25 protein-coding genes are annotated in these 23,834 nt (G+C 68.6%); 15 read left to right on the forward strand and 10 right to left on the reverse strand.

Annotated elements, in window-relative coordinates; genetic code table 11:
- Positions 1–55: 55 nt before the first annotated feature.
- The 4 genes from ABL843_RS02245 to ABL843_RS02260 all read right to left on the reverse strand — a co-directional run bounded on the left by ABL843_RS02245 (position 56) and on the right by ABL843_RS02260 (position 4,514).
- Positions 56–1,039: an ABC transporter permease gene (locus tag ABL843_RS02245; protein WP_126022333.1), complete on the reverse strand. Its 984-nt coding sequence runs from the start codon at positions 1,037–1,039 to the stop codon at positions 56–58.
- Positions 1,036–2,544 (reverse strand): sugar ABC transporter ATP-binding protein, encoded by a 1,509-nt coding sequence (locus ABL843_RS02250; RefSeq protein ID WP_418118825.1) that lies wholly within the window; start codon positions 2,542–2,544, stop codon positions 1,036–1,038. The genes ABL843_RS02245 and ABL843_RS02250 overlap by 4 nt, the downstream gene beginning before the upstream one ends.
- A gap of 25 nt (positions 2,545–2,569) precedes the next feature.
- Complete coding sequence (locus tag ABL843_RS02255; RefSeq protein ID WP_184640223.1) at positions 2,570–3,499, reverse strand: substrate-binding domain-containing protein; 930 nt, start codon at positions 3,497–3,499, stop codon at positions 2,570–2,572.
- Between the two features lie 124 nt (positions 3,500–3,623).
- Entirely contained in the window at positions 3,624–4,514 is an 891-nt protein-coding gene (locus ABL843_RS02260) for a helix-turn-helix domain-containing protein (protein ID WP_418118826.1), read from the reverse strand.
- A gap of 264 nt (positions 4,515–4,778) precedes the next feature.
- On the opposite strand from ABL843_RS02260, the gene ABL843_RS02265 reads away from it, so the two are divergent.
- From ABL843_RS02265 to ABL843_RS02280, 4 genes are all read left to right on the forward strand, one after another.
- Entirely contained in the window at positions 4,779–6,029 is a 1,251-nt protein-coding gene (locus ABL843_RS02265; protein WP_418118827.1) for a CaiB/BaiF CoA transferase family protein, read from the forward strand.
- Positions 6,030–6,096: 67 nt separating this feature from the next.
- Positions 6,097–7,728 (forward strand): S8 family peptidase, encoded by a 1,632-nt coding sequence (locus ABL843_RS02270; protein WP_418118828.1) that lies wholly within the window; start codon positions 6,097–6,099, stop codon positions 7,726–7,728.
- A complete protein-coding gene (locus ABL843_RS02275) occupies positions 7,725–7,976 on the forward strand; it encodes a hypothetical protein (protein ID WP_418118829.1) in 252 nt (83 codons plus the stop codon). The genes ABL843_RS02270 and ABL843_RS02275 overlap by 4 nt, the downstream gene beginning before the upstream one ends.
- Positions 7,977–8,061: 85 nt before the next feature.
- Complete coding sequence (locus ABL843_RS02280) at positions 8,062–8,976, forward strand: DNA/RNA non-specific endonuclease (RefSeq protein ID WP_418118830.1); 915 nt, start codon at positions 8,062–8,064, stop codon at positions 8,974–8,976.
- Between the two features lie 19 nt (positions 8,977–8,995).
- On the opposite strand, the gene ABL843_RS02285 is transcribed toward ABL843_RS02280, so the two are convergent.
- The 6 genes from ABL843_RS02285 to ABL843_RS02310 form a co-directional block, all read right to left on the reverse strand.
- On the reverse strand, positions 8,996–9,253 hold the full coding sequence (locus ABL843_RS02285; protein WP_184640215.1) for an acyl-CoA-binding protein: 258 nt from the start codon (positions 9,251–9,253) through the stop codon (positions 8,996–8,998).
- A gap of 71 nt (positions 9,254–9,324) precedes the next feature.
- Entirely contained in the window at positions 9,325–10,167 is an 843-nt protein-coding gene (locus ABL843_RS02290; RefSeq protein WP_184640213.1) for a hypothetical protein, read from the reverse strand.
- Positions 10,168–10,170: 3 nt separating this feature from the next.
- A complete protein-coding gene (locus ABL843_RS02295) occupies positions 10,171–10,884 on the reverse strand; it encodes a TetR/AcrR family transcriptional regulator (RefSeq protein WP_184640211.1) in 714 nt (237 codons plus the stop codon).
- A gap of 148 nt (positions 10,885–11,032) precedes the next feature.
- A complete protein-coding gene (locus ABL843_RS02300) occupies positions 11,033–11,521 on the reverse strand; it encodes a phasin family protein (RefSeq protein WP_126022323.1) in 489 nt (162 codons plus the stop codon).
- A 108-nt stretch (positions 11,522–11,629) separates the two neighbouring features.
- Positions 11,630–12,079, reverse strand: a complete 450-nt coding sequence (locus ABL843_RS02305) for an acyl-CoA thioesterase (RefSeq protein WP_369659931.1) — start codon at positions 12,077–12,079, stop codon at positions 11,630–11,632.
- Between the two features lie 106 nt (positions 12,080–12,185).
- Complete coding sequence (locus ABL843_RS02310) at positions 12,186–13,082, reverse strand: LysR family transcriptional regulator (protein WP_126184069.1); 897 nt, start codon at positions 13,080–13,082, stop codon at positions 12,186–12,188.
- Positions 13,083–13,204: 122 nt separating this feature from the next.
- On the opposite strand from ABL843_RS02310, the gene gtdA reads away from it, so the two are divergent.
- The 11 genes from gtdA to ABL843_RS02365 all read left to right on the forward strand — a co-directional run bounded on the left by gtdA (position 13,205) and on the right by ABL843_RS02365 (position 23,826).
- The gene (gene gtdA, locus ABL843_RS02315) at positions 13,205–14,266 is read left to right on the forward strand and encodes a gentisate 1,2-dioxygenase (protein ID WP_369659930.1); all 1,062 of its coding nucleotides are present in this window, start codon (positions 13,205–13,207) and stop codon (positions 14,264–14,266) included.
- A 64-nt stretch (positions 14,267–14,330) separates the two neighbouring features.
- Positions 14,331–15,035 (forward strand): fumarylacetoacetate hydrolase family protein, encoded by a 705-nt coding sequence (locus ABL843_RS02320; RefSeq protein ID WP_418118831.1) that lies wholly within the window; start codon positions 14,331–14,333, stop codon positions 15,033–15,035.
- A 27-nt stretch (positions 15,036–15,062) separates the two neighbouring features.
- Complete coding sequence (locus tag ABL843_RS02325) at positions 15,063–16,328, forward strand: 3-hydroxybenzoate 6-monooxygenase (RefSeq protein ID WP_418118832.1); 1,266 nt, start codon at positions 15,063–15,065, stop codon at positions 16,326–16,328.
- A 57-nt stretch (positions 16,329–16,385) separates the two neighbouring features.
- Positions 16,386–17,363, forward strand: a complete 978-nt coding sequence (locus ABL843_RS02330; RefSeq protein WP_184640201.1) for a Bug family tripartite tricarboxylate transporter substrate binding protein — start codon at positions 16,386–16,388, stop codon at positions 17,361–17,363.
- Positions 17,364–17,459: 96 nt separating this feature from the next.
- Positions 17,460–18,437 (forward strand): Bug family tripartite tricarboxylate transporter substrate binding protein, encoded by a 978-nt coding sequence (locus ABL843_RS02335; RefSeq protein ID WP_369659927.1) that lies wholly within the window; start codon positions 17,460–17,462, stop codon positions 18,435–18,437.
- Positions 18,438–18,563: 126 nt separating this feature from the next.
- Positions 18,564–19,910 (forward strand): FAD-dependent oxidoreductase, encoded by a 1,347-nt coding sequence (locus tag ABL843_RS02340; protein ID WP_418118833.1) that lies wholly within the window; start codon positions 18,564–18,566, stop codon positions 19,908–19,910.
- A 41-nt stretch (positions 19,911–19,951) separates the two neighbouring features.
- Positions 19,952–20,665 carry a hypothetical protein gene (locus tag ABL843_RS02345; protein ID WP_418118834.1) on the forward strand — a complete coding sequence of 238 codons (714 nt, stop codon included), beginning with the start codon at positions 19,952–19,954 and terminating at the stop codon, positions 20,663–20,665.
- Positions 20,666–20,777: 112 nt separating this feature from the next.
- Positions 20,778–21,677, forward strand: a complete 900-nt coding sequence (locus ABL843_RS02350; protein WP_184640193.1) for an acyl-CoA thioesterase — start codon at positions 20,778–20,780, stop codon at positions 21,675–21,677.
- Between the two features lie 37 nt (positions 21,678–21,714).
- Positions 21,715–22,323, forward strand: coding sequence for a glutathione S-transferase (locus ABL843_RS02355; protein ID WP_126022312.1), 609 nt, complete (start codon positions 21,715–21,717; stop codon positions 22,321–22,323).
- 164 nt (positions 22,324–22,487) lie between these two features.
- Positions 22,488–23,201 (forward strand): SDR family oxidoreductase, encoded by a 714-nt coding sequence (locus tag ABL843_RS02360; protein WP_418118835.1) that lies wholly within the window; start codon positions 22,488–22,490, stop codon positions 23,199–23,201.
- A 7-nt stretch (positions 23,202–23,208) separates the two neighbouring features.
- Entirely contained in the window at positions 23,209–23,826 is a 618-nt protein-coding gene (locus ABL843_RS02365) for a class I SAM-dependent methyltransferase (protein ID WP_418118836.1), read from the forward strand.
- Positions 23,827–23,834: the final 8 nt, after the last annotated feature.

The raw sequence follows: 23,834 nt of genomic DNA on the forward strand, positions 1-23,834 counted from the left end.
TGGGATCGTGGAAGGGGGAAGACGAAGAGAGGAAAGGGAACGAGGGCCGGGAAACTCAGCGCTTCGCTTCTCGGCTGATGAAGATGGCGAGCAGCACGATGCCGCCCTTGATGATCAGCTGCAGGTACGGCGACACGCCGATCATGTTCAGCCCGTTGTTCAGCACGCCCAGCAGCAGCGCGCCGACCAGCGTGCCCACGATGGCGCCGCGTCCGCCAGCGATGGAGGTGCCGCCCATCACCACGGCCGCGATGGCGTCGAGCTCGAAGCCCACGCCCACGCCGGGCTGCCCGCTGGTCACGCGCGAGGCCTGCACGATGCCGGCCACCGCGGCGGTGAAGCCGCTGAGCGCATACACCAGCAGCTTGTAGCGCGACACCCGAACGCCCGAGAGCCGCGTGGCCTCCTCGTTGCCGCCGATGGCGTACACGTAGCGGCCGAAGGGCGCCATGTTCAGCAGCACGTAGGCTGCCAGATACGTCGCCAGCATGATGAGGATCGGCACCTTGATGCCCGCCAGCACGCCGCCGCCGAGGAAGGCGAAGGAATCGGGCAGCCCGTCGATGGGGTAGCCGCCGGTGTAGATCAGCGCGATGCCGCGCGCGATGCCCATGGTGGCCAGCGTCACGATGATGGGCGGCATGCGCAGGTAGGCCACGCAGTAGCCGTTGAACAGGCCGATCACCACGCCCACGCCAAGGCCGAGAGGCACCGCCAGCACTGGCGGCAGGCCGAACTGCACCATCAGCCCCGAGGCCAGCGTGCCCGACAGCGCCACCACCGCGCCCACCGAAAGATCGATGCCGCCGGTGAGGATCGCGGCCGTCATGCCCACCGCGATGATCGCGTTGATGGACGACTGCAGCGCGATGTTCTGCAGGTTGCTCCACGAGAGGAAGTTGTCGGTCGCGACGATCATGAAGACCGAGATCGCGACCAGCCCCACCAGCGGCAGGAAGGCCGTGGAGCGGCGCAGCTGGGTGAAGAGGCCGCCCGCGGGAACCGGAGGCACGGGGTGATGGCTGGCGGTGGCGTTCATTGCAGGCCCCCTTTGGTTGCGTGGCGCATGATGTCGCCGGAGTTGATGGAGTCGCCCTCGAGCGTGGCGACGATGGAGCCGCCGGAGAACACCGCGACGCGGTCGCACATGCCGACGATCTCGGGCAGCTCGCTCGAAATCATCACGATCGACTTGCCCTGCCGCGTGAGCTCGCGCATGAGCCCGTAGATCTCGGCCTTGGCGCCCACGTCGATGCCGCGCGTGGGCTCGTCGAAGATCAGCACTTCGCAGTCATGACCGAGCCAGCGCGCGATCACCACCTTCTGCTGGTTGCCGCCCGAGAGCGTGGCCACGCGCGTCTCGATGCCTGGCGCCTTCACGCCCACGCGGCGCGAGAGTTCGTTCGCCGAGCGCTCCTCCGAGGCCCGGCCGACCAGTCCCGCGCGGCGGTGCCTGCCGAGGTTGTTCAGCGAGATGTTGAAGCGGATCGTGAAGTCGGTGATGAGCCCCTCGACCTTGCGGCTCTCGGGCAGCAGGCCGATGCCGTTGTCCAGCGCCTGCGTCGGGTCGTTCAGCCGTACGGGCACGCCGTTGCGCAGCACCGTCTTGCGATGGGCGCGGTCGGCGCCCATCATGCCCAGCGCCAGCTCGGTGCGGCCCGATCCGACCAGCCCGGCGAAGCCCAGGATCTCGCCCTCGTGCAGCTCGAAGGCGTTGACCGGCCCGCCCCTGGCGAGCTGGATGTGCGGCACCTCCAGCACCTTGCGCCCGCGCGGCGCGGGCTGCGGTTTCGGCGGAAAGCTGTGCTCGATGCGCCGGCCCACCATCATCTCGACCAGCGCGTCCACGTTCGTCTCGCCCACCTCGGCATGGCCCGCGTTGGCGCCGTCGCGCAGCACGCTGATGCGGTCGCACACCTCGAAGATCTCGTCGAGGTGGTGCGAGATGAAGATCATCGCCACGCCCCTGGCGCGCAGCTCCCGCATGATCTTGAACAGGTGCCCGGCCTCGTTCGGCGTGAGCGTGGCGGTCGGCTCGTCGAGCACCAGCAGCCGCGCCTTCAGCGACAGCGCCTTGCCGATCTCCACGAACTGCTGCTGCGCCACCGAGAGCCGGCAGATCGGCGCGTCGAGGTCGATCTGCACGCCCAGTTCGTCGAAGAGCTCGCGCGCCGAGCGCTTCATCGCCGCCTTGTCCATCAGCCCGAAGCGGTTCCTGAGGTAGCGGCCCAGGAAGATGTTCTCCACCGCGTTCAGGTACGGAACGAGGCTGAATTCCTGGAAGATGATGCCGATGCCCGCCGCGATCGCGTCGTTGTAGCCCGCGAACCTGCATTCGCCGCCGTCGATGAAGATGCGTCCCTCGTCGGCCTGGTGGATGCCGCCGAGGATCTTCATCAGCGTCGACTTGCCCGCGCCGTTCTCGCCGAGCAGCGCGTGCACCTCGCCCTTGTGGATCGACAGGTCGATGCCCGAGAGCGCCTTCACGCCGGGAAAGCTCTTCGAAACGCCTTCGAGCCGGAGGATTTCGGCGGTGTCGTTCATGGCCGTGCGCTGCTTCGGGCGTGGGTTACCAAGTGAAGGTCTTCGCGCCTTCGGCGTCGATCAGCTTCACGTCCACCGGCACGGCAGCCGGCACGTTGGCACCCCACTTCTTCGCCAGCGCGATGCCGATGGCCAGGCGGATCTGGTCGCGCGGGTACTGCGCGGTGGTCGCGATGAACTTCGAGCCCGGCTTCTGCATCGCCTTGATGGCCTCGGGCGCGCCGTCCACGCTGGCGAGCTTCACGTCCTTGCCGCTCGCCTCGATGGCCGCGAGCGCGCCCATCGAGCCGCCGTCGTTCACGCTGAAGATGCCCTTCAGGTCCTTGTTGGCCTGCAGGATGTTCTCGGTCACGGTGAGCGCGGTGGCGCGCTCCTGCTTGCCGTTCTGCGTGCTCACCACCTTGATGCCGGGGTACCTGGCAAGCGCCTCGCGGCAGCCCTTCACGCGCTCCAGGATGGGCACCACCGGAATGCCGTCGAGGATGGCCACGTCGCCCTTCTCGCCGATGTTCTTCGCGAGGTAGTCGCAGGCCAGGCGGCCGGCGTCGGTGTTCTTGGAGCCCACGAAGGAATCGACCGGGCCCTGCGCATTGGCGTCGACCGCCACCACCACCACGTTCGCCTTCTTGGCCGAGCGCACGGCCGACTGCACGCCGGTGGAGTCGGTCGGGTTCAGCAGGAGGATGTCGACCTTCTTCTGGATCATGTCCTCCACGTCGCCGATCTGCTTGGCCACGTCGTGCCGCGCGTCGGTGGTGACCACGGTCGCGCCGATGCTGGCGGCGGCTTCCTCCAGCGCCTGCTTCATGGTCACGAAGTAGGGGTTGTTGAGCTCCTGGAAGGTCATGCCGATGCGCAGCGGCTGCTTCGCCGACTGGGCCTGCGCGGCCGAAGTGCCGCAGACCAGCGCGGCGATGCATGCGGCGAGGGCGGTGGCTTTGAGAAGTTTCGTCATGGTGGCTGTCTCCTTGAGGTTGTCTCGCTGTTTGAAAAAACGCTGGCAAAGGGCCGCCCCGCGCGGCGCCTTTCTTGCGCCGCGCCGGAAACGACGCGGGGGGAACTCGGTGAGGTGCCGTGCGCTACGGCGGGCTGGCGGCACGCGAGGCGGCTGCCTGCATGCGGTGGAACTTGCGGAACTTGGTCGGCGGCATGCGCTTGTGCAGCAGGAACTGCCGGTTGAAGTTCGACACGTTGTTGAAGCCCACGTCCATGCAGACGTCGAGCACGGGCTTCTCGCTGTTGGTGAGCAGCTCGCAGGCGCGGCTGATGCGCAGCCGGTTCACGTAGCGCACGAAGGACTGGCCCGTGTGCTTGCGGAAGGAGCGCGAGAACGCGCTCGGGCTCTGGCCCACCAGCTCGGCCAGCATCGGCTCGCGCAGCTCGTCGCCCAGATTGGCGGCGATGTGCGCCAGCACGTTGTTGATGGCATGCGACATGAAGGCCTTCGGGTCGGGCTTGAAGGCAGGGCTCGCGAGGCGCTGGCGGTCCTGGCCGTCGGCCAGCAGCTCGAGCAGCGACAGCAGCAGGATCACCCGGCGCAGGCCGCGCGCCTCCAGCAGCGATTCCATGATGGGCTTGGCCGCCGCGGCGGTCTCGGCCGAGAACAGCAGGCCCGAGCCCGATTCGGCCAGCAGCGGCGCGACGCGCTCGAATTCGGGGAAGGCCGCGGCCATGCCCTGCACCAGCGAGGCCGGGAACTGGATCACGATGCCGCGCCGCTCCACGCTCTGCCCGGCGGGCACGTCGCTGATCCAGTTGTGGGGCAGGTCGGGGCCCATCAGCACCAGGTTGCCCGGCTCGAAGTGGCCGACGTGGTCGCCCACGAAATACACGCCCTCGGTCTCGACGATCAGCTGGATCTCGTACTCGGGATGGAAGTGCCAGCGCACGGTGCGGTACGGGTAGCCGTGGGCCCAGCAAGTGAACGATTCGTCACCGCGGACTTCGACGATTTCCAGGTCGGGTTGCATGGGGCGGACTGTACGAATCGCTCCCGATGCCAACAACCAGAGATAGCGCCCTGAATTGATACTTTCTTGACCCTGGAAGGGCCGCTGGAGGCCGCCCCGCTGGCCCTCATTGCGCCGCAGCAAGGGCCTTTCTCCCCGGGGGAGCGGGCCGGACGGGGCTGTCGTTGCTGCACTGCGGAATCGGCGGGGCCTGCGGTGTCAAGAATTCATAGGTGTTTTCCCGCCCCGGCGGGGTGGCTGCGGCGGCGCGGCACACTCGGGCGCATGACGACGACCGCTTCAACCAACACCGCATCCGCTTCGCCGGCCGGCCCGCTGGCCGGCCTCAAGGTCATCGAGCTCGGGCAGCTCATCGCCGGGCCTTTCGCCGCGCGCACGCTGGCCGACTTCGGTGCCGAGGTCATCAAGATCGAGCCGCCGGGCGCGGGCGACCCGCTGCGCACCTGGCGGCTGCTGAAGGACGGCACCTCCGTCTGGTGGCAGGTGCAGTCGCGCAACAAGCGCTCGCTGGCGTTGGACCTGCGCGAGGCGGAGGCGCAGGCCATCGTGCGGCAGCTCGCTGCCGAGGCCGACGTGCTGATCGAGAACTTCCGCCCCGGTGCGATGGAAGGCTGGGGCCTCGGCCCCGACGAGCTGCTGGCCGCCAACCCCGCGCTGGTGATGCTGCGCATCAGCGGCTACGGCCAGACCGGGCCCTACCGCGACCGCCCCGGCTTCGGCGTGGTGGCCGAGGCCATGGGCGGGCTGCGCCACCTCACCGGCGAGCCGGGCCGGGTGCCGGTGCGCGTGGGCGTCTCGATCGGCGACACGCTGGCCTCGCTGCACGGCGTGATCGGCGTGCTGATGGCGATGCAGCACCGGCATGCCACGGTGAGCGCGGAATTCCCCAAAGGGCGCGGGCAGGTGGTCGACGTGGCGCTGTACGAGGCGGTCTTCAACTGCATGGAAAGCCTGCTGCCCGAGTACGGCGCCTTCGGCGCGGTGCGCGAAGCGGCCGGCAGCGCCTTGCCGGGCATCGCACCGACCAATGCCTACCGCTGCGCGGACGGCGGCTACGCCATCGTCGCGGGCAACGGCGACAGCATCTTCCGCCGGCTCATGGAATGCATCGGCCGGCCCGACCTGGCCGCCGACCCGGCGCTGGCGGGCAACACGGGCCGTGTCGCGCAGGTGGAAATGCTGGACGCCGCCATCGGCGACTGGGCCGCGCAGCGCACGGTGAGCCAGGTGCTGGCCGCGCTCGACGCGGCGCACGTGCCGGCCGGGCGCATCTACACCATCGCCGACATCGCGGCCGATCCGCACTACGCCGCGCGCGGCATGCTGCAGCAGGTGCGCATGTCCGATGGCAGCGATCTCGCGGTGCCCGGCTTCGTACCGAAGCTGTCGCTCACGCCGGCCAGCCACCGGCGCAACGCGCCCGCGCTGGGGGCGGACACCGACGCGGTACTGAAGGAGATCGGGTTGAGCACGCAGCAGATCGCGGCGCTGCACGAGCGGGGCATCGTGGGCTAGTTCGCCACGGGGCGATTCACGGGCGCGAAACCGTCCTCGTGCGATAAAGCGGCAAAGGAGAGAGTCCATGGCTGCAGCAGCGAACGAGCGACGGGAAGTCCACAGGCGCGACAACAACGGCAATCTTCCGTCCATGAAGAGCGAGCTTTCGGAATCGGACGAAAAGAAGCTGGAGCGCTTGCTGCAGGAGCTTCGCCTGCGCCGCATGGCGCTGGAGCCGAAGTTCTCCGACGACGTGATCGTCTGGCCGCCCCGCACGGCGGAGGCCGGTGGCGCGGAGCTGGCGACGCTGAGCGCGATCAACCTCGGCAACGCGGCGGATGCGATAGGCGAGGGCGTGCGCGGCCGCGGCGCGCCGAGGATGAAGCTGCTCAAGCAGGTCGAGGGCGTGTCGGTGATGCGCGCCAATTCGTCGGCCCTGCTGGCCATGCGCCGCAACACGCCGGGGTTGCGGATCGCGCCGGCGGCGTGGGCCTATTTGCAATACATCCGCCCGCTGGGCGACGAACTGGAGGCGAGCGCGATTCAGGTCGCCGCGGGCACCAAGGTCAAGCGCTTCGAAGTGCGTTTTGCCGACGCGCAGGGAAAGCCGGTGGCGGGCGTGCGGGTGAAGGCGCTGGTGGACTGGGACGGCGCGCACGTGCCGGCCGTGACCGACGGCGACGGCATCGCGAGCCTGGGGATTCCGGTGCTCTACCGGCGCGTGGAAATGATCCTGGTCGAGCCGGAGCACACGCACTGGTCGGTGTTCGTGAAGGGTTTCGAGCGGGTCGATGCGCCCAAGCGCCTGAACGTGCTGGCCGCGCCGCTGGCGCCCGACAGTTTTCAGCTGCTGGCGAACTACGCGCCCTACGATGCGCAGGCGGGCGAGGGCGTGACGGTGGGCGTGATCGACAGCGGCGTCGGGCCGCACGCCGGCATCACGGTGGCGGGCGGAGGCTGCTTCGTCACCGGCGAGAACCCGGCGGATTTCCTGGACAACGGCATCGGGCACGGCACCCATGTCGCCGGCATCATCGCGGGCCGGATGGCGGCGGACACCGGCATCTACGGCCTCGCGCCCGCCTGCCGGCTGATGGCCTACCGCGTCTGTCCGAAGAGCGGCGAGCGCGGGCGCGCCAAGTCGACCGACATCGCCAGCGCGCTCGACCGGGCGATCGCCGACGGCTGCCACATCGTCAACATCAGCATGGGCAGCCTGGAGCCGATGCCGGAGATGCCCGACATCCTCGAGAAGGCGCGCAACGCGGGCGTGGTGGTGTTCGCCGCCACCGGCAACGACGGCCAGTCGCTTCTGCGCTATCCCGCCCGCTACAGCCACACCCTGGCGGTGGGCGCGCTGGGGCGCGACGGGACCTTTCCGGCGGACTGCCCCGAGAGCTTCCAGGAAAGCGAGATTCGCCGCCGCAAGGAATTCGTCGCCGAGTTCTCGAACTACGGGCTTTCCACCGATTTCATCGGCCCCGGCGTGGCGGTGCTGTCGGCTTTTCCGGGCGACCGTTACGCCATGATGTCCGGAACTTCGATGGCCACGCCGTACTCCTCGGGAATGGCGGCCCGTTTGTTGTCAGGGGATAACAAGCTGCTTAACATGCCGGGAGGCCCTGAAAAGGCCGACGCCATCGTCAGGATGCTGTCCAAGGCAGCGAAAAAGGTGGGTTGGCCGGCCGAGTACGAAGGTTTTGGAGTTCTGAAGTGACCAGCATCGTGTTGACCTACACAGGCAGTCCCCGCAAGAAATTGTCGGCGGAAGCACGGCTGCGCCGCTGCGTGCCCGGTGTGGTGCTCACGGCCAAGACCAGCACGCTGATGGAAGCCCAGGTCGACGACGAGCAGCTCGCCGCGCTCGAGCAGAACCCGGAATGGGCCGTCTCCCAGCCTACCTTCGCGGAAATCCGCAAGCCTGTCTTCAATCTGAAAAACGCCAGGGCCAAGCTCGCGAAGTAGTCGCGCAGCGCGCTGCGCGCAGCGCGCAGCAAGCAATCACTGGGGCCGCAGATGGCCCCGGCGCTTTTCTGGAGGGAGCTTTTCCATGTCCGATGCAGACATCCAGGTCGTGAGCAGTTCGTGGGCCGGCATCCAGCGCGTCGCCGCGACGCCGAAGCCGCCGGAGTTCTTCAAGGGCCGCAAGGGCTATGCGCCTGGCTTCCTGGGGGATGACTGGCACGTGGAACTGCCGGCCATCGGCGAATCCATTTCCACGGACGACATCGCCACGCTCGAGGACGGCTCCTTCGAGCTCAAGTATCAGCACTTCAGCACGGTGCAGTGCATCTCGCGGCGCGTGCCGCTCTACTCTGCCTGCAACATCGACGGCTCGAAGTCGAAGAACGTCCCCCGCCACGACACCTGGAACTACGATGGCCGCATCAAAAAGGAATACCAGATGCTGCGCGAGGCCTACGGCCCCGGGCAGGAAGGCAAGTTCTCGCGCGGCCACATGACGCGCAGGCAGGACCCGAACTGGGGCGCGCTGGCGACGGCGCAGAGGGCCAACATCGACACCTTCTTCGCCACCAACGCCTGCCCCCAGTGGCAGCCCTTCAACGACGGGCTCTGGGGCGACCTGGAGGACTACGTCCTCGGCAACGCCCAGGGCGACGACAAGCGAATCAGCGTCTTCACCGGCCCGATCCTGCGGCAGGACGACCCGGAGAGATTCGGCATCCGCATTCCGCGCGACTTCTGGAAGGTGGTCGCCTTCATCAGCGAAGCGACCGGCGAGCTCAGCGCCATCGCCTACCTGATGAGCCAGGGCACTTACCTGGATTCGGGCGTGGCCCGCGACCTGGAAGACTTCGGCACCTCGCAGCGCCCGCTGGCCTTCATCGAGGCCGAAACCGGGCTGCGCTTCGAAAGCCTGGAAGGCCGCGACGTGCTCGACGGCGCGGACCTCGCCTTCGTGCAGCCCATCCGGCGCTTCGCCGATACGAAGCTGCCGGGCTGAGCGGGCCGCGAGTCGGCGTTCAGCCGCGCAGCGATTCGATCAGGTCGATGTACTTCTGCTTGGCTTCGTCGGCGCTCAGGCCCTTCTGGGCCGTCCACGCGTCCCACTTGGCACGGGCGACGATGTCGCTGAAGCTGGGCTTCTTGGCGGTGTTGTCGCCCTCGGTGGCCTGCTTGAACAGGGCGTAGATCTTCAGCAGCGTCGGGTTGTCGGGACGCTCGGCGAGCAGCTTGGAATTGGCCTGGGCGGCTTCGAACAGGGCGTTGAGGTCGGACATGTCGGTCAGGGGGATGTGAAGCGGAAAGCCCGCATCTTAAATCCTGCGGTACACGACCGTACCGACGCGGTTCAGTCCCGCAGCCCGGCCCTTGCCAGTTCCACGTCCAGCCGCTCCCGCGCATCCGCGGGCTTCAGCGCCGCCGCCTTTTCGTACAGCCGCGTCGCCTCGCCCATGCGCGATTCGCCGTGGAGCATCAGCTGCGCGCGGGCGTATTCCATCATTCCGGCGGCCGAATGGGGATGCAGTTCGAGCCCGCGCTCGAACAGCTCCAGCGAGGTTTCGGAGCGCACGCCGTAGGTCATGCGCCCGACCAGTGCGCCGACCTTGTCGATCACTTCGGCGTGGAACGAGGCCAGTGCGAGGTGCGCGTCCGCATGCCGGGGCTGCAGCTCGATCACCCGCTCCAGCGCGCCCTTGAGCTTGCTGCCCAGGCCCTGCGCCAACGCGCGCGCCACGCTGATGCCCTGGCTGTAGCGGCCCAGCGCATATGACTGCCAGTAGAGCGCCTGGCAGTTGTCGGGCTCGGAGTCGGCCTGCGCGCCGGCGCGTTCGATGACCTGGCGGAACATCGCGAGCCGCACCGATTCGCGCGGCTCCAGGTAGTTGGCGTAGATCGCGGTCGCCTGGTTGGCCAGCGCCATTCCCTCGGCGCCCTGCAGCAGCCCGATGGCCGCGGCGCGCTCGAACTCGCCGCTGTGATACAGCGCCCAGCCCTCGGCGAGCGCCGAGCCCTCGGCCGGCACCGGCAGTTCGTGGCCGGCATGCAGGCGCGCCCAGTGAGGCAGAACGCTGCGCGCGTCGTAGCGGGGAGAGTCGGCCCAGGGCAGGGGAGTCCAGGGTTCGGTGCCGGCATTGGTGCCGGGGGCGCCGGCGGACATCAGCGAAAGCGGTTTGAAATCGTGGTGGGGCATGTTCTAGACCGCCATATCGACAGGAGAAGCCGAGGCGCCGGCAGCGTTTGCGCCGCCGGGGTCTTCGCCGTTGTAGGCATTGCCGAGCGCCAGCAGGTGGCGCCGCTGTTCGGGCCCGAGGTAGGGCGCGAGCAGGTGCAATGCATGGAGGCCGCCGCGCATCAGCGCGCCCTGCGCATGTTCGGGTTCCAGTGCCTCGCGCGGGTTGCGCACGTATTCGTAGCTCAGCCAGTAGGTCAGCACCACCACCATGCTCTGCGCGAGCGTGTCGACCTCGTGCACGTCGATCTCCAGGTGGCCGGCGCGGCTCAGGCCGGCGATGAGCTGGCGGATGGCGCGCGCCTTGTTCTTCAGCACCAGCTGGAACTGGGTCTCCAGCCTGCGGTTCTTGCTGAGCAGGTCGTTGAGGTCGCGGTAGAGAAAGCGGTAGCGCCAGATCAGCTCGAACAGGCTGTGCATGAAGAACCAGGCGTCCTCCACGTCGTGCACGCCCTCGCTGGCGTGCAGCAGCTCGTCGAGCTCGGCTTCGTAGGCCTCGTAGAGCTTGTTGATCAGCTCTTCCTTGGCCGGGTAGTGGTAGTAGAGATTGCCCGGGCTGATGTTGAGCTCGCTCGCCACCAGCGTGGTCGAGACGTTCGGCTCCCCGAAGCGGTTGAACAGGTCCAATGCGGCTTCGAGGATGCGTTGCGCGGTGCGGCGTGGCGCCTTCTTTGCCATGTCGTGCCCCCGATGTCTCGTTCGTCTCTCTTGGGGACACTCTAGCGTATGTGCACCGCACCATGAAGGCACGGGCCATGTTTTGCCGCACCGGCTTTCTTGTGCAGTGCCGCAATCGCGGCCGCCCGGCGCGGCGGCCTGCGCGGGGTCAGCCGGCCTTGCTGCGGCGCAAGGTTTTCTTGGCGGCGGGCGCGGCCGCCTTGCGGGCCGCGGTCTTGCGCGCGGCGGTGGCGGTAGCGGTGCCCTGCTGCGCCTTTTTCAGTTGGGCTTCGAGCGCCTCGACGCGCGCCTGCAGCGCGGCCATGTCGGCGGCGCTGGGCGCGCCCAGCTTCTCCATCGCGCGCGCCACGCGCTCCTCGAAGATGTTCTCCAGCTTGCCCCACTGGCCGGCGGCCTTGGTGCCGAACTCGCTGGCGAAGCCCGCCATGCGCTGCTGTGCCTGGGCCAGGGTCTCCTCGGCGGCCTGCTGGGTCTTCTTCTGCATGCCGGCGCCGTCGCGCACCAGCGCCTCGAAGGCCTTGCTGCCTTCCTGCTGCATCTTGGCGAAGGCACCGAGGCCGGCAAGCCAGATCTGCTGGGCGGAATCCTTGATGCGGTCGGCGGCCTTGCCGTTGCTGTCGTCGTCCTGGGTAGCCATGCGATTCGTTCCTTTTCCTTTGCCTGCAAACAATCGCCTGACTCTAGCCGCCCGGCGGCCTCTTCATTAGAGCTTCGCGTCTATGGGGTGAAGCTCCCCGGCAGAGGCTCAGGCCGAGATGCCGGCCGCGCGGCTCGCGTCCAGGTGGGCCTTGGCGCGCTCGGCCAGCGCCATTTCGCCGGGGGTGCCGGGCACGTAGGGTACGACGGGCAGCGGACGGCCGTGCGAATCGACCGAGACGAACACGATCAGGCATTCGGTGGTCTTCTCCATCGAGCCGCCCTTCATGTCGCCGCTGCGCACCTCGACCGAGATGTTCATGCTGGTATTGCCGGTGTAGGCGAGGCGGGCCTCCACCTCGACGAGGTCGCCGATCATGATCGGCCGGTGGAAGCGGATGCTGCCGATGAAGGCGGTGACGCAGTAGCGCTTGGCCCAGCTCGTCGCGCAGGCGTAGCCTGCCTCGTCGATCCACTTCATGACGGTGCCGCCGTGGACCTTGCCGCCGAAGTTGACGGTGCTGGGCTCGGCGAGAAAACGCAGGGTGATCGAGGACATGGGAGGCCGCCTTTGGTGAATGTGGCTGTGACTATGGAGTGGGGAGCCGCGATTATGCGAGCGGGCGCCCGCTTGCGGACGCCGCCGGTCGTCCCGGCGCGCACGCTCAGCTGCCGCTGAACAGCTGCGCCAGCGTGCGCCTCAGCCAGGCATTGCCCGGGTCGGCATGGAAGCGCTCGTGCCAGTGCTGCTTCACCGCGTAGTCCGACAGCGCGAAGGGCGGCTCCAGCAGCTTCACCGGCTCCTGCGTGGCCAGCACCTTGCCGAGGATGCGCGGCACCACCACCAGCAGCTCGGTCTGCGCCACGATGCGCGCCACGCTCAGGAAGCTCGACAGCCGCACCACCACGTTGCGCTTCAGGCCCAGCCGCGCGAGCGTGGTGTCGACGATGGCGTGCCCCGTGCCCGAGGTCGACACCACCGCGTGCGCCTCCGCCTCGAAGCGCCTGCGCGTGAGCTTCGTGCCGATGCGCGGGTGGTTCCTCGCCGCCAGGCAGACGAAGTTCTGCATGAAGAGCGTCTGCTGGTAGAAGCCCGCGTCCAGCTGCGGCATGAAGCCCACGGCCAGGTCGACCTCGCCGTCCTGCAGCCGGCGGCCGCTGAGCGTGGAGATGATCTCCGTCTCGATGTGCACCCCCGGCGCCGCTTGCCGCAGGTGGTCGAGCAGGCCGGGCAGCAGCACCACCTCGCTGATGTCGGTCATGCAGATGCGGAAGCGCCGCTGCGCCTGCGCGGGATCGAAGCTGCTGCGGTTGCCCTGCGCCTGCGCGATCTGCGCCAGCGCCTCGCGCAGGTTCGGGTAGATGCGCTCGGCATGCGGCGTAGGCTGCATGCCCTGCGCGGTGCGGGTGAACAGGCGGTCGTCGAAGTGCGCGCGCAGCTTGTTCAGCGCGGTGCTGGCGGCGGCCTGCGCCATGCCCAGGCGCTCGGCCGCCTTCGACACGTTGCCGGTCTTGTAGACCTCGTCGAACACGGCGAGCCATTCGAGATCGAGCTTCGACATGGGGGCTCCTGCTTACGGCGAAAGGCACCATTATCGAAATTTCGAATTCCGTGTATTGGCTGCCGGTCTTGAGGAAATAGTGGTGCGGGCCAACAATGCCCGCCAACGGAGACAACCGCCCCATGAAACCAGCCCCCTCGAATGCGGCCGAGCGCCGCGACTACTACGACCGCATCCGCCCGCTGCATCTCACGCCGCTGTGGGAGTCGCTGCACGCGCTGGTGCCGCGCGAGCCGCAGACGCCGTGCGTGCCCGCCCTGTGGCGCTACGACGAGATCCGCCCGCTGCTGATGGAGTCGGCCGACCTCATCACCGCCGAGGAGGCCGTGCGCCGCGTGCTGGTGCTGGAGAACCCGGCGCTGCCCGGCAATTCGTCGATCACCCAGTCGCTCTACGCCGGGCTGCAGCTCATCATGCCGGGCGAGGTCGCGCCTTCGCACCGCCATGTGCAGTCGGCGCTGCGCTTCATCGTCGACGGCAAGGGCGCCTACACCACGGTGGGCGGCGAGCGCACCACCATGTACCCGGGCGACTTCATCATCACGCCCTCGTGGGCCTGGCACGACCATGGCAACGAGGGCATCGGCGGCAGCGTGGAGCCGGTGGTGTGGCTCGACGGCCTCGACATCCCGATGCTGCGCTTCTTCGACGCCGGCTTCGCCGAGAACGACGACTCCAAGGTGCAGCATGTCTCGCGCCCCGAGGGCAACAGCCTCGCGCGCTTCGGCCACAACATGGTGCCGGTGCGGCACGACCACGCATCGGCCACCTCGCCGATCTTCAACTACCCCTATGCGCGCAGCCGCGAGGCGCTGGTGCAGCTGCAGAAGCAGGAAGCGCCCGATGCCTGGCTGGGCCACAAGCTGCGCTACATCAACCCGCTGACCGGCGGCTCGCCGATGCCGACCATCGCCACCAACCTGCAGCTGCTGCCCAAGGGCTTCGCCGGCAAGGCGCACCGCGCGACCGACGGCGCGGTGTACAGCGTGGTCGAGGGCCACGGCACGGCCGAGATCGCCGGCCAGCGCTTCGTGTTCGGCCCGCGCGACACCTTCGTGGTGCCCTCGTGGGCAACGCTGAAGCTGTCGTCGCCGGCCGAAGACGCCGTGCTCTTCAGCTTCTCCGACCGCCCCGTGCAGCAGGCCATGGGCATCCTGCGCGAAGCCTTTCTCGAAGACGCCTGAAGCCACAGGCGATCGTCCCGTTTTCCGTCTGACCAAGTGCCGCCCCGAGCGGCAGGAGCTTCCCATGTCCTTCGCCTTCACGCCTCCTTCCATCGTCGGCCTGCCCATCGTGGGTTCCGACCAGCAGTTCCCCGTGCGCCGCGTCTACTGCGTGGGCCGCAACTACGCCGCCCATGCGCGCGAGATGGGCTTCGACCCCGACCGCGAGCCGCCTTTCTTCTTCTGCAAGCCCAACGACGACGCCTCGGTGGTGCCGGTGGCCGACGGCAAGGGCGTCTCGATTCCCTACCCGCCGCTCACCAGCAACTACCACTACGAGGCCGAGCTGGTGGTCGCCATCGGCAAGGGCGGCGCCAACATTCCGGTCGAGCAGGCCTCCAGCCACATCCACAGCTACGCCGTGGGCCTGGACATGACCCGCCGCGACCTGCAGATGAAGATGCGCGAGCAGGGCCGTCCGTGGGAGATCGGCAAGGCCTTCGACTTCTCCGCGCCCATCGCGCCGCTGCGCACCCTGGCCGACGTGGGCGAGATCAACGCCGGCGCCATCGTGCTGGAAGTCGACGGCGAAGTGCGCCAGAAGAGCGACATCACGCACCTGATCTGGTCGGTGAACGAAGTCATCGCCAACCTCTCGACGCTCTTCACGCTGCAGCCCGGCGACCTGATCTTCACCGGCACGCCCGAGGGCGTGGGCGCGGTGAAGCCGGGCCAGACCATCAAGGTGAGCATCGAGCGACTGCCGTCGTTGACGGTGCACATCGAGTAAGTTTTTTCCGACCGCACAGGCCGCGCCATGACCCTTTCGAAGAATCCTCCCACAGTGCTGCTGGTCGGCGGCGGCATCGGCGGCATGGCCGCCGCGCTGGCGCTCGCGCGGCTGGGTGTTTCCATCGACCTGCTCGAGCAGAGCGCCACCATCGGCGAGATCGGCGCCGGCCTGCAGCTCGGCCCCAATGCCTTCGCGGCGCTGGACGCGCTGGGCGTGGGCGAGGCGGTGCGCCGGGGTTCGGTGTTCACCGACCGGCTCGTGATGATGGACGCGGTCGACTGCGGCGAAGTAGCCTCGGTGCCGGTGGGCGAGGCCTTCCGCGCGCGCTTCGGAAATCCTTATGCGGTGAGCCACCGCGCCGACCTGCATGGCGCGATTCACGAGGCGGTGAAGCAGCATCCGCTGATCCGCTTCCACACCTCGGCGCAGGTCGAATCCATCGACCTGGGCGGCCAGGGAGTCACCGCCGTCACCCGCGACGGCCGCAGCTTCAAGGCCGACGCCATCGTCGGCTGCGACGGCGTGAAGTCGGTGGTGCGCGGCAGGCTCATCGGCGACGCGCCGCGCGTCTCGGGCCACGTGGTGTACCGCGCCGTGGTGCCGGCGGCCGACATGCCCGCCGACCTGCGCTGGAACGCGCCCGTGGTCTGGGCCGGCCCCGACTGCCACCTGGTGCACTACCCGCTGCGCCATGGCGAGCAATACAACCTGGTCGTCACCTTCCACAGCCGCGAAAAGGAAGAATGGGGCGTGACCGACGGCAGCAAGGAAGAAGTGCTCTCGTACTTCGAGGGCGTGCACGCGCGCCCGCGCCAGCTGCTCGACCGTCCGACCTCGTGGCGTCGCTGGAGCACCGCCGACCGCGACCCGGTCGAGCGCTGGAGCGAAGGCGCCGCCACGCTGCTGGGCGACGCTGCGCATCCCATGATGCAGTACCTCGCGCAGGGCGCGTGCATGGCGCTGGAAGACGCCGTAACGCTCGGCGAGGCAGTGAAGGCCTGCGGCTTCGACATGCCCGCCGCCTTCAAGCTCTACGAGGCGGCGCGCGTAGCCCGCACCGCGCGCGTGGTGCTGTCGGTGCGCGAGATGGGGCGGCTCTATCACGCCAAGGGCGTGGAGCGCCTGGTGCGCAACAGCCTGTGGCCGGGCCGCACGCCCGAGCGCTTCTACGATGCGGTCGAGTGGCTCTACGCCTGGCGGCCCGAGCGCTGCCTGGACGACGCCCCGGAGGCGCTGCGGCCTTCGCCCGTGATCCGGGCCGAGGGCGCCGCCGTGCTTTCGCCGCTCTGAGATCCGTTTCTTTCATCATTCATAACCATCGAGGCCGAAGGCCCAGGAGACAAAGACATGAATTTTTCGCGCGCCCTGCTCGCAGGCGTCCTCGCCCTCACGGCCGCTTCAGGCGTGCTGGCCCAGTCCGGCGACTACCCGAGCAAGCCCGTGACCCTGGTCACGCCCTTCGCCGCCGGCAGCGGCCCCGACGCGGTGCTGCGCCTCGTCTCCGACAAGCTCTCGCGCCTGTGGAACCAGCGCGTGGTCATCGACAACCGGCCCGGCGGCGGTGGCTTCATCGCCATCGACCAGGCCCGCCGCGCCGCGCCCGACGGCTACACGCTGCTGCAGCTCGACAGCGAGCACGTCGCCGCGCTGCCGCACCTGTACAAGTCGCGCAACTTCGTGACGCTGCAGCATTTCGATCCGGTGGCATCGCTCTTCCGCACGCCCTTCTTCGTGGCGGTGGGCACCGACTCGAAATGGAAGAACATGAGCGACCTGATCGCCGCCGCCAAGGCCAACCCCGACGGCATCGTCTACGGCTCGTGGGGCGTGGGCAGCCCGGGCCACCTGGGCGCGCAGCAGCTCGAGGCGCTCACCGGCATCCGCATGCGCCACGCGCCGTACCGCGAGGTGTCGCAGCTCTATTCCAACGTAGGCACCGGCGAGGTGCCGTGGGCCTTCGCGAGCATCCCGTCGAGCCAGGGCATCTACAAGGCCGGCAAACTGCGCTACATCGCGGTGGCGGCCAGCAAGCGCATTCCGCAGATGCCCGACGTGCCGACGATGGCCGAGGCGGGCGGCCCGGCCTCGCTGGAGGTCAATTCATTCGTGTCGCTGCTCGCGCCCAAGGGCGTGCCTGCGGCCATCAAGGCGAAGATCAATGCCGACGTGGCCAAGGTCATCGCCGATCCCGAGATCCGCGCCCGCTTCGACACCTTCGCCTTCGAGCCGCTGGCCTGGTCGCCCGAGGAAATCGAGCGCAATGCCGAGGCCAAGTCGAAGGTGTACGGCGAGCTGGTGCGCAGGGGCAACATCAGCCTCGAATAGCGAGGGCGCGCCAGGCCCCGGCCTTGCCCGGTGTCTTGCTCGGCAGTTAAGCTGGCCCTCTTTGGTTTTTTGACGACTTTTTCACACTTTTTCTCCATGCACGCCACCAAGAGAGCCCTTCTGATCGCCTGCGGCCTGGCCGCCGCCGCCATGCTGCCCCTGAGCGCCAACGCAGACAACGCCGCCTGGCCGACCAAGCCGATCCGCCTGCTCGTGGGCTTCCCGGGCGGCTCCACGCCCGACATCGCCGCGCGCACCATCGCCGAGCCGCTGTCGAAGGCGCTGGGCCAGCCGATCGTGGTCGACAACAAGGCCGGTGCCTCGGGCAACATCGCGGCCGACCAGGTGGCCAAGGCCACCGACGACCACACGCTGGGCATCGTCATCAACGGCAATCTCACGTCGTCGAAGATGCTGTACCCCAAGCTGCCCTACGACCCGGTCAAGGACTTCACGTACCTCTCGCTGATCGCGACCGCGCCGCTGGTGCTGGTGGCGCAGAACAACCTGCCCTCGGGCGCGGCCTTCTTCGACGAAGGCCGCAAGGCTGGCGACAAGTGGAACTACGGCTCGGTGGGCATCGGCTCCGTCGGCCACCTGGGCATGGAACTGCTCAAGACCCGCGTGCCCGGCTTCAAGCCCGAGCACGTGCCCTACCAGGGCAACCCGCAGGTCATCACCGCGATGCTGGGCGACCAGGTACAGATGGGCCTGATCCCGCCGGGCGTGGCCATGCCGCAGATCAAGGCCGGCAAGCTCAAGGCCATCGGCCTCACCGGCGGGCGCAGCGCGCTGGTGCCCGAGATCCCGCCGCTCGCCGACGCCGGCGTGAAGGATTTCAACCTCGAGGTTTGGGTGGCGCTGCTGGGCCCGTCCAACCTGTCGAAGGTGGCGCAGGCGCGCATCAGCCGCGAACTCGAGACCGTGATGAAGAACCCCGACGTGCGCCGCAAGCTCTTCGAGCAGGGCTGGCAGGCCGTGGGCACCTCGCCGGACGGCATGCGCACGCGCGTCAATGAAGAGGCCGCGATCATGACCAAGATCATCTCGGCCCGCGGCATCAAGTTGCAATAACCACACCCCCCAGACTGCGCGCACTTCGTGTCGCGCGCGCCTTCCCCCTTGCAGGGGGCAACACCGACGGACCGGCAAAGCCGGATCCGCGGTGTTTCCCGAACAGACATCCATGGACCTATTTGAATGACTTCCACATTGCATGAACCGGCGCGCGCGCTGCCGGTGTTCGGCGAGTACGACGTGGTGGTGGTCGGCGGCGGCCCCGCCGGCATCGCGGCCGCCGTGAGCGCCGCGCGCCACGGTGCGAACACGCTGCTGGTGGAACGCTACGGCTTCCTCGGCGGCATGGGCACGGCCGGCGGCGTCACCAACTTCGCGGGCCTGTACGGCAAGCGCAAGGGCGAGATGACGCAGCTGGTGCGCGGCGTGGTCGACGAGCTCATCGAGCGCATCGCCGCGCTCAACGGCATGAACCAGCCGCAGAACGGCATGGGCGGGCGCATCTGCGTGCGCTCGTACGACACCTCGGCCTACAAGCTGGCCGCCGACCAGCTGCTGGGCGATGCGAGCGTGAAGCTGCTGTTCCATGCGCTGGCCGCGGCCGTCGTGCTCGACGGCAAGCGCATCGCGGCGCTGGTGGTCGAGACCAAGTCGGGCCGCCAGGCGATCCGCGCCAACGCCTTCATCGACGCCAGCGGCGACGCCGACGTGGCCGCCTTCGCGGGCGTGCCCTTCGAGGTGGGCGACGGCCACGGCAGCGGGCTCTTTCCGACCACCATGTTCCGCATCGGCCAGGTGGATGCGCCGGCCGCACTGGAGGCGGTGGGCGAGTTCAAGGCCATCAACGACTTCATGGCGCGCGCCGAGCAGCAGAAGCCGGGCGTCTACAGGTTCCCGCGCGAGGGTGCGATCCTGCGGCCCAACAAGGACCCGCGCGAGTGGCGCGCCAACGTCACGCAGATCCGCAACTCGCAGGGCCGCGCGATGAACGGCGTCGACGCGCGCGAGTTGACCGAGGGCGAGCTCGAGGGCCGCCGCCAGATCACCGAGTACTTCAGGTTCCTGAAGGCCGAGGTGCCGGGCTTCGCCCAGTCGGCCATCGTGGAGATCGCGCCGCAGGTCGGCATCCGCGAGACGCGGCGCATCCAGGGGCTCTACGCGCTCGGGCGCGAGGACATCCTGGGCTCGGCGAAGTTCGACGACAACATCGGCCTGAACGCCTGGCCGATGGAGATGCATGCCGACGGCCGCATCGAATGGGCCTTCCCGCGCGACGAGGACAATGCCTACAACCACCTGCCCTGGCGCATGCTGGTGCCGCAGACGCTCGACAACCTGCTGGTGGCAGGCCGCTGCGCGTCGATGACGCACGAGGGCCAGTCGGCCGCGCGCGCCAGCGGCGGCTGCTTCGTCATGGGGCAGGCCGCGGGCACGGCGGCGGCGTCGGTGGGCGCAGGCAGCTTCGCGGCGGTCGACATCCCGGCGCTGCAGAAAAAGCTGGCGGCCGACGGCGTCGACCTCGACCGCTGAAGGCCCGCGGCGTGCGGGATGGCGCTAGAGTCCGGGGCTTGATGAACTCGAACCTCGGACCCAACGTGCATTTCCCTTCGCTGTCGACACCCGCGCGTCGCACCCTCCTGGCGCTGTCCTGCGCCGCCATCGGCCTCTCGCTGGCCGGCTGCGCCAGTACCCCCGAAGGCGAACCCGTCCACGGCAAGGACCGGCTGCTGAGCTTCCTGGCAGCCAAGGATGGCCGCAAGGTCGCCATCGTCGGCGAGAACTACCACTACGTGTTCGACGGCGATCCCTCCGTGGCTGCGCTGCTGCGCTGGGACGGGCGCACCAAGGTCACGCCCGCGCTGCTCGGCGAGTTCAGGGTGGCGCGCAACCAGAGCTTCGAGGGCCAGTACGTGCTGGTGGCCTTCGACGCCGACCTGACACCAGAGGACCGCACCTTCCTCATCCAGACCGGCTTCGCGAAGACCGAGGTGAAGTACGGCGACCGTACGGGCCCCGCGCTGCGCTACTTCGGCACCGTCTACGGCAAGCGCTACGAGGCGGTGCCGCTGAAGTCGGGCGACAAGGTCGATTTCTCCAGGCGCCAGTACCTGAACTACGTCGAGCAGGAAACGCTCAGCGCTCCTTTCAGCAAGGCCGCGCCCTCGCCGCTGGTGTATGCCGACGACGGCTCGATGCTGCTGGGCGGCGTGCCGGTGCGCGTCGTGCAGGGCGGTACGGACTACAGCTGCCGTGCGGGCTTCATGGGCATGTGCTTCTACAAGTAGAAGAAGAGGGAGAAGAGGGAGAAGAGGGGGGCCTGCTGACAGGCCCGCGACAGCCGGCGGGCGCGGGCTTTGCTATGGTCGAGGGTCGCTTTCCGACCGCTTTTCCCCTCCGATGACCACCGATCCCGCCACCGCCGCCCGCCTCGTCAACGAACTCGTCGCGCTCATGCAGCTCGAGCCCCTGGGCGGCGACCGCTTCCGTGCCCAGAGCGAGGACATCGGCACGCCGGCCGTGTTCGGCGGCCAGGTGCTGGGCCAGTCGCTGATGGCCGCGAGCCTCACGGTGGGGGCCGAGCGCCCGGTGCATTCGATGCACGCCTACTTCCTGCTGCCGGGCGAGCATGCGCCCATCGAGTACAGCGTCGACCGCGTGCGCGACGGCCGCAGCTTCACCACCCGCCACGTGGTGGCGCGCCAGCAGGAGCGCATCATCTTCGAGATGTCGGCCTCCTTCCAGACCGTGGACGAAGGCGTCGAGCACCAGTTCGACATGCCCGAGGTGGATGGCCCCGACGGGCTCATCAGCGAGCTCGACCAGCGCATCGCGCTCGGCGACCGCCTGCCCGAACCCTGGCGCACCAAGGCGATCCAGCCGCACGGCATCGAATACCGCCGCGTCGACCCCGAGGACCTGATCGCGCCGCAGGTGCGCCCGACCTCGGCGCAGAGCGCCATCTGGATGCGCGCCATCGCGCCGCTGCCCGACGACCCGATGGTGCACCGCGCGCTGCTGGCCTACGCCTCCGACCACGGACTGCTGCGCGCCGCCATGCTGCCGCACGGCCTGAGCTTCATGAGCGGGCAGGTGCGCCCCGCGAGCCTCGACCACGCGATGTGGTTCCACCGCGATTTCCGCATGGACGACTGGCTGCTGTACGTGCTCGACTCGCCCAGCGCGGGCGGCGCGCGCGGCCTGTGCCGTGGCAGCCTCTACGCGCGCGACGGGCGGCTCGTGGCCTCGGCTGCGCAGGAAGGCATGCTGCGCATCAGGAAGCCGGCGGCTCGCGCATAGTGCGTTCTGGCGATTCAGCTGAAACAAGGCCTCCACCATGAAAATCTTCTTCTCCCCCGCTTCCCCCTTCGTGCGCAAGTGCATGGTCGTGGCGCACGAGCTTGGCGTTGCCGACCGCATCGAGAAGCTGCCCAGCGCGGCCGGCCCGGTGAAGCGCGACGCCACCATCATCCCGAAGAACCCGCTGGGCCAGGTGCCCACCTTCATCACCGACGATGGCCAGGTGCTGTTCGACAGCCGCGTGATCTGCGAGTACCTCGATGCCATGCAGTCGGGCAAGCTCTTCCCGTCCGGCGGCAAGGAGCGCTGGGCCCGCCTCACCGAACTGGCGCTGGCCGACGGCATGACCGGAGCCGCGCTGCTCGCGCGCTACGAGAACGTGCTGCGCCCCGAGGAACTGCGCTGGTCCGACTGGACCGACGGCCAGCTCGCCAAGGTGCGCACCGGCCTCGAATGGCTGGAAACCGCCGCGCCGTCCTTCGGCGACCGCGTGGACATCGGCACCATCGCCTTCGGTTGCGCGCTGGGCTACATGGACTTCCGCTTTCCCTCGGTGGACTGGCGCGCCGAAGCACCGAACAGCGCGAAGTGGTTCAAGGCTTTCAACCAGCGGGCTTCCATGCAGGCGACCCTGCCCACTGCCTGAGTCTTTTTTCGCTCGGGGTGCGATCACGCCGACGGCGGACATTCGCGCAGGGGAGTATCCGGCGGCCTGCGCATGTACCCCGGACATGGCCGCAAGTCTCCACTTGGCAGGAGATCCGAATCCTTGGCTAAATGCGAGCTCTCGCATGAACCAAGGAATCCCGAATGTCTTCTGAAGACCAGAAAAAAGTAGCCATCGTCACCGCCGGCGGCAGCGGCATGGGTGCCGCCGCGGCACGCAAGCTCGCGGAGGACGGCTTCCGCGTGGCCATCCTCTCGTCGTCGGGCAAGGGGGAGGCGCTCGCGGCCGAGCTCGGCGGCATCGGCGTGACGGGCTCGAACCAGTCGAACGACGACCTGAAGCGCCTCGTCGACAAGGTGGTGGCCCGGTGGGGCCGTGTCGACGTGCTGGTCAACAGCGCCGGCCACGGTCCGCGCGCGCCCATCCTCGACATCACCGACGAAGACTGGCACCGCGGCATGGACGTGTACCTGCTGAGCGCGGTGCGTCCGGCGCGGCTGGTCGCGCCGCTGATGGTGCAGCAAGGCGGTGGCGCCATCATCAACATCTCCACCTTCGCGGCCTTCGAGCCCGATCCGGTGTTCCCCACGTCGGGCGTGTTCCGTGCCGGGCTCGCGGCCTTCACCAAGCTCTTCGCCGACACCTACGCGGCGAAGAACGTGCGCATGAACAACGTGCTGCCCGGCTTCATCGACAGCCTGCCCGAGAAGGCCGAGTTCCGCTCGCGCATTCCGATGGGCCGCTACGGCAAGAGCAGCGAGATCGCAGCCGTCATCGGCTTCCTCGCGTCGGAAGGCGCGGGCTACATCACCGGACAGAACCTGCGCGTGGATGGTGGCATCACGCGGTCGGTGTGAGGCCTCCATGAAGACCCCGGCGCAGGCGCTGGAGAATTCGCGCCGCACAGTCCAGTCCTACGACGCGCATGCCCGCGAGTACAACGCGATCGTGGCCGGGCACCCGCTGCAGCCCGAAATCGCGGATTCGATGCGGCGGATGATGGAGTACGTGCCCGCGGGCGGCAGCGTGCTCGAGGTCGGTTCCGGTCCGGGGCGCGACGCCGACTTCGTCGAGTCCCTGGGCGGCGTGGTCCGGCGCACCGACGCGGCGCAGGCATTTCTCGATCTGCAGGCGCAGCGAGGCAAGAAGGGCGAGCTGCTCGACGTCGTGACCGATGCGCTGGGCGGGCCCTACGACGCCGTCCTCGCGATGTGCGTGCTGATCCATGTCGATCGCGCGCAGATCGCCGCGGTGCTGCGCAAGATCTTCGACGCGCTCCGGCCCGGCGGCGTCTTCCTGGTGTCAATGCGCGTCGGCGAAGGCGAGAAGAACGGCGACTACCACACGGTGTGCTGGGAGAAGGACCGGTTCGCCGCGGAGCTCGTGGCGGCCGGCCTGCGCCCCTGCTGGGAGATGGAGCGCATCGGCCGCAACGACGAGGCGTGGGCCTACTTCCTCGCACGCCGCCTGCAGCAGCCCTGAACCGGCGA

It is taken from the genome of Variovorax sp. 350MFTsu5.1, assembly GCF_048302515.1.
Lineage (GTDB): Bacteria > Pseudomonadota > Gammaproteobacteria > Burkholderiales > Burkholderiaceae_C > Variovorax > Variovorax guangxiensis.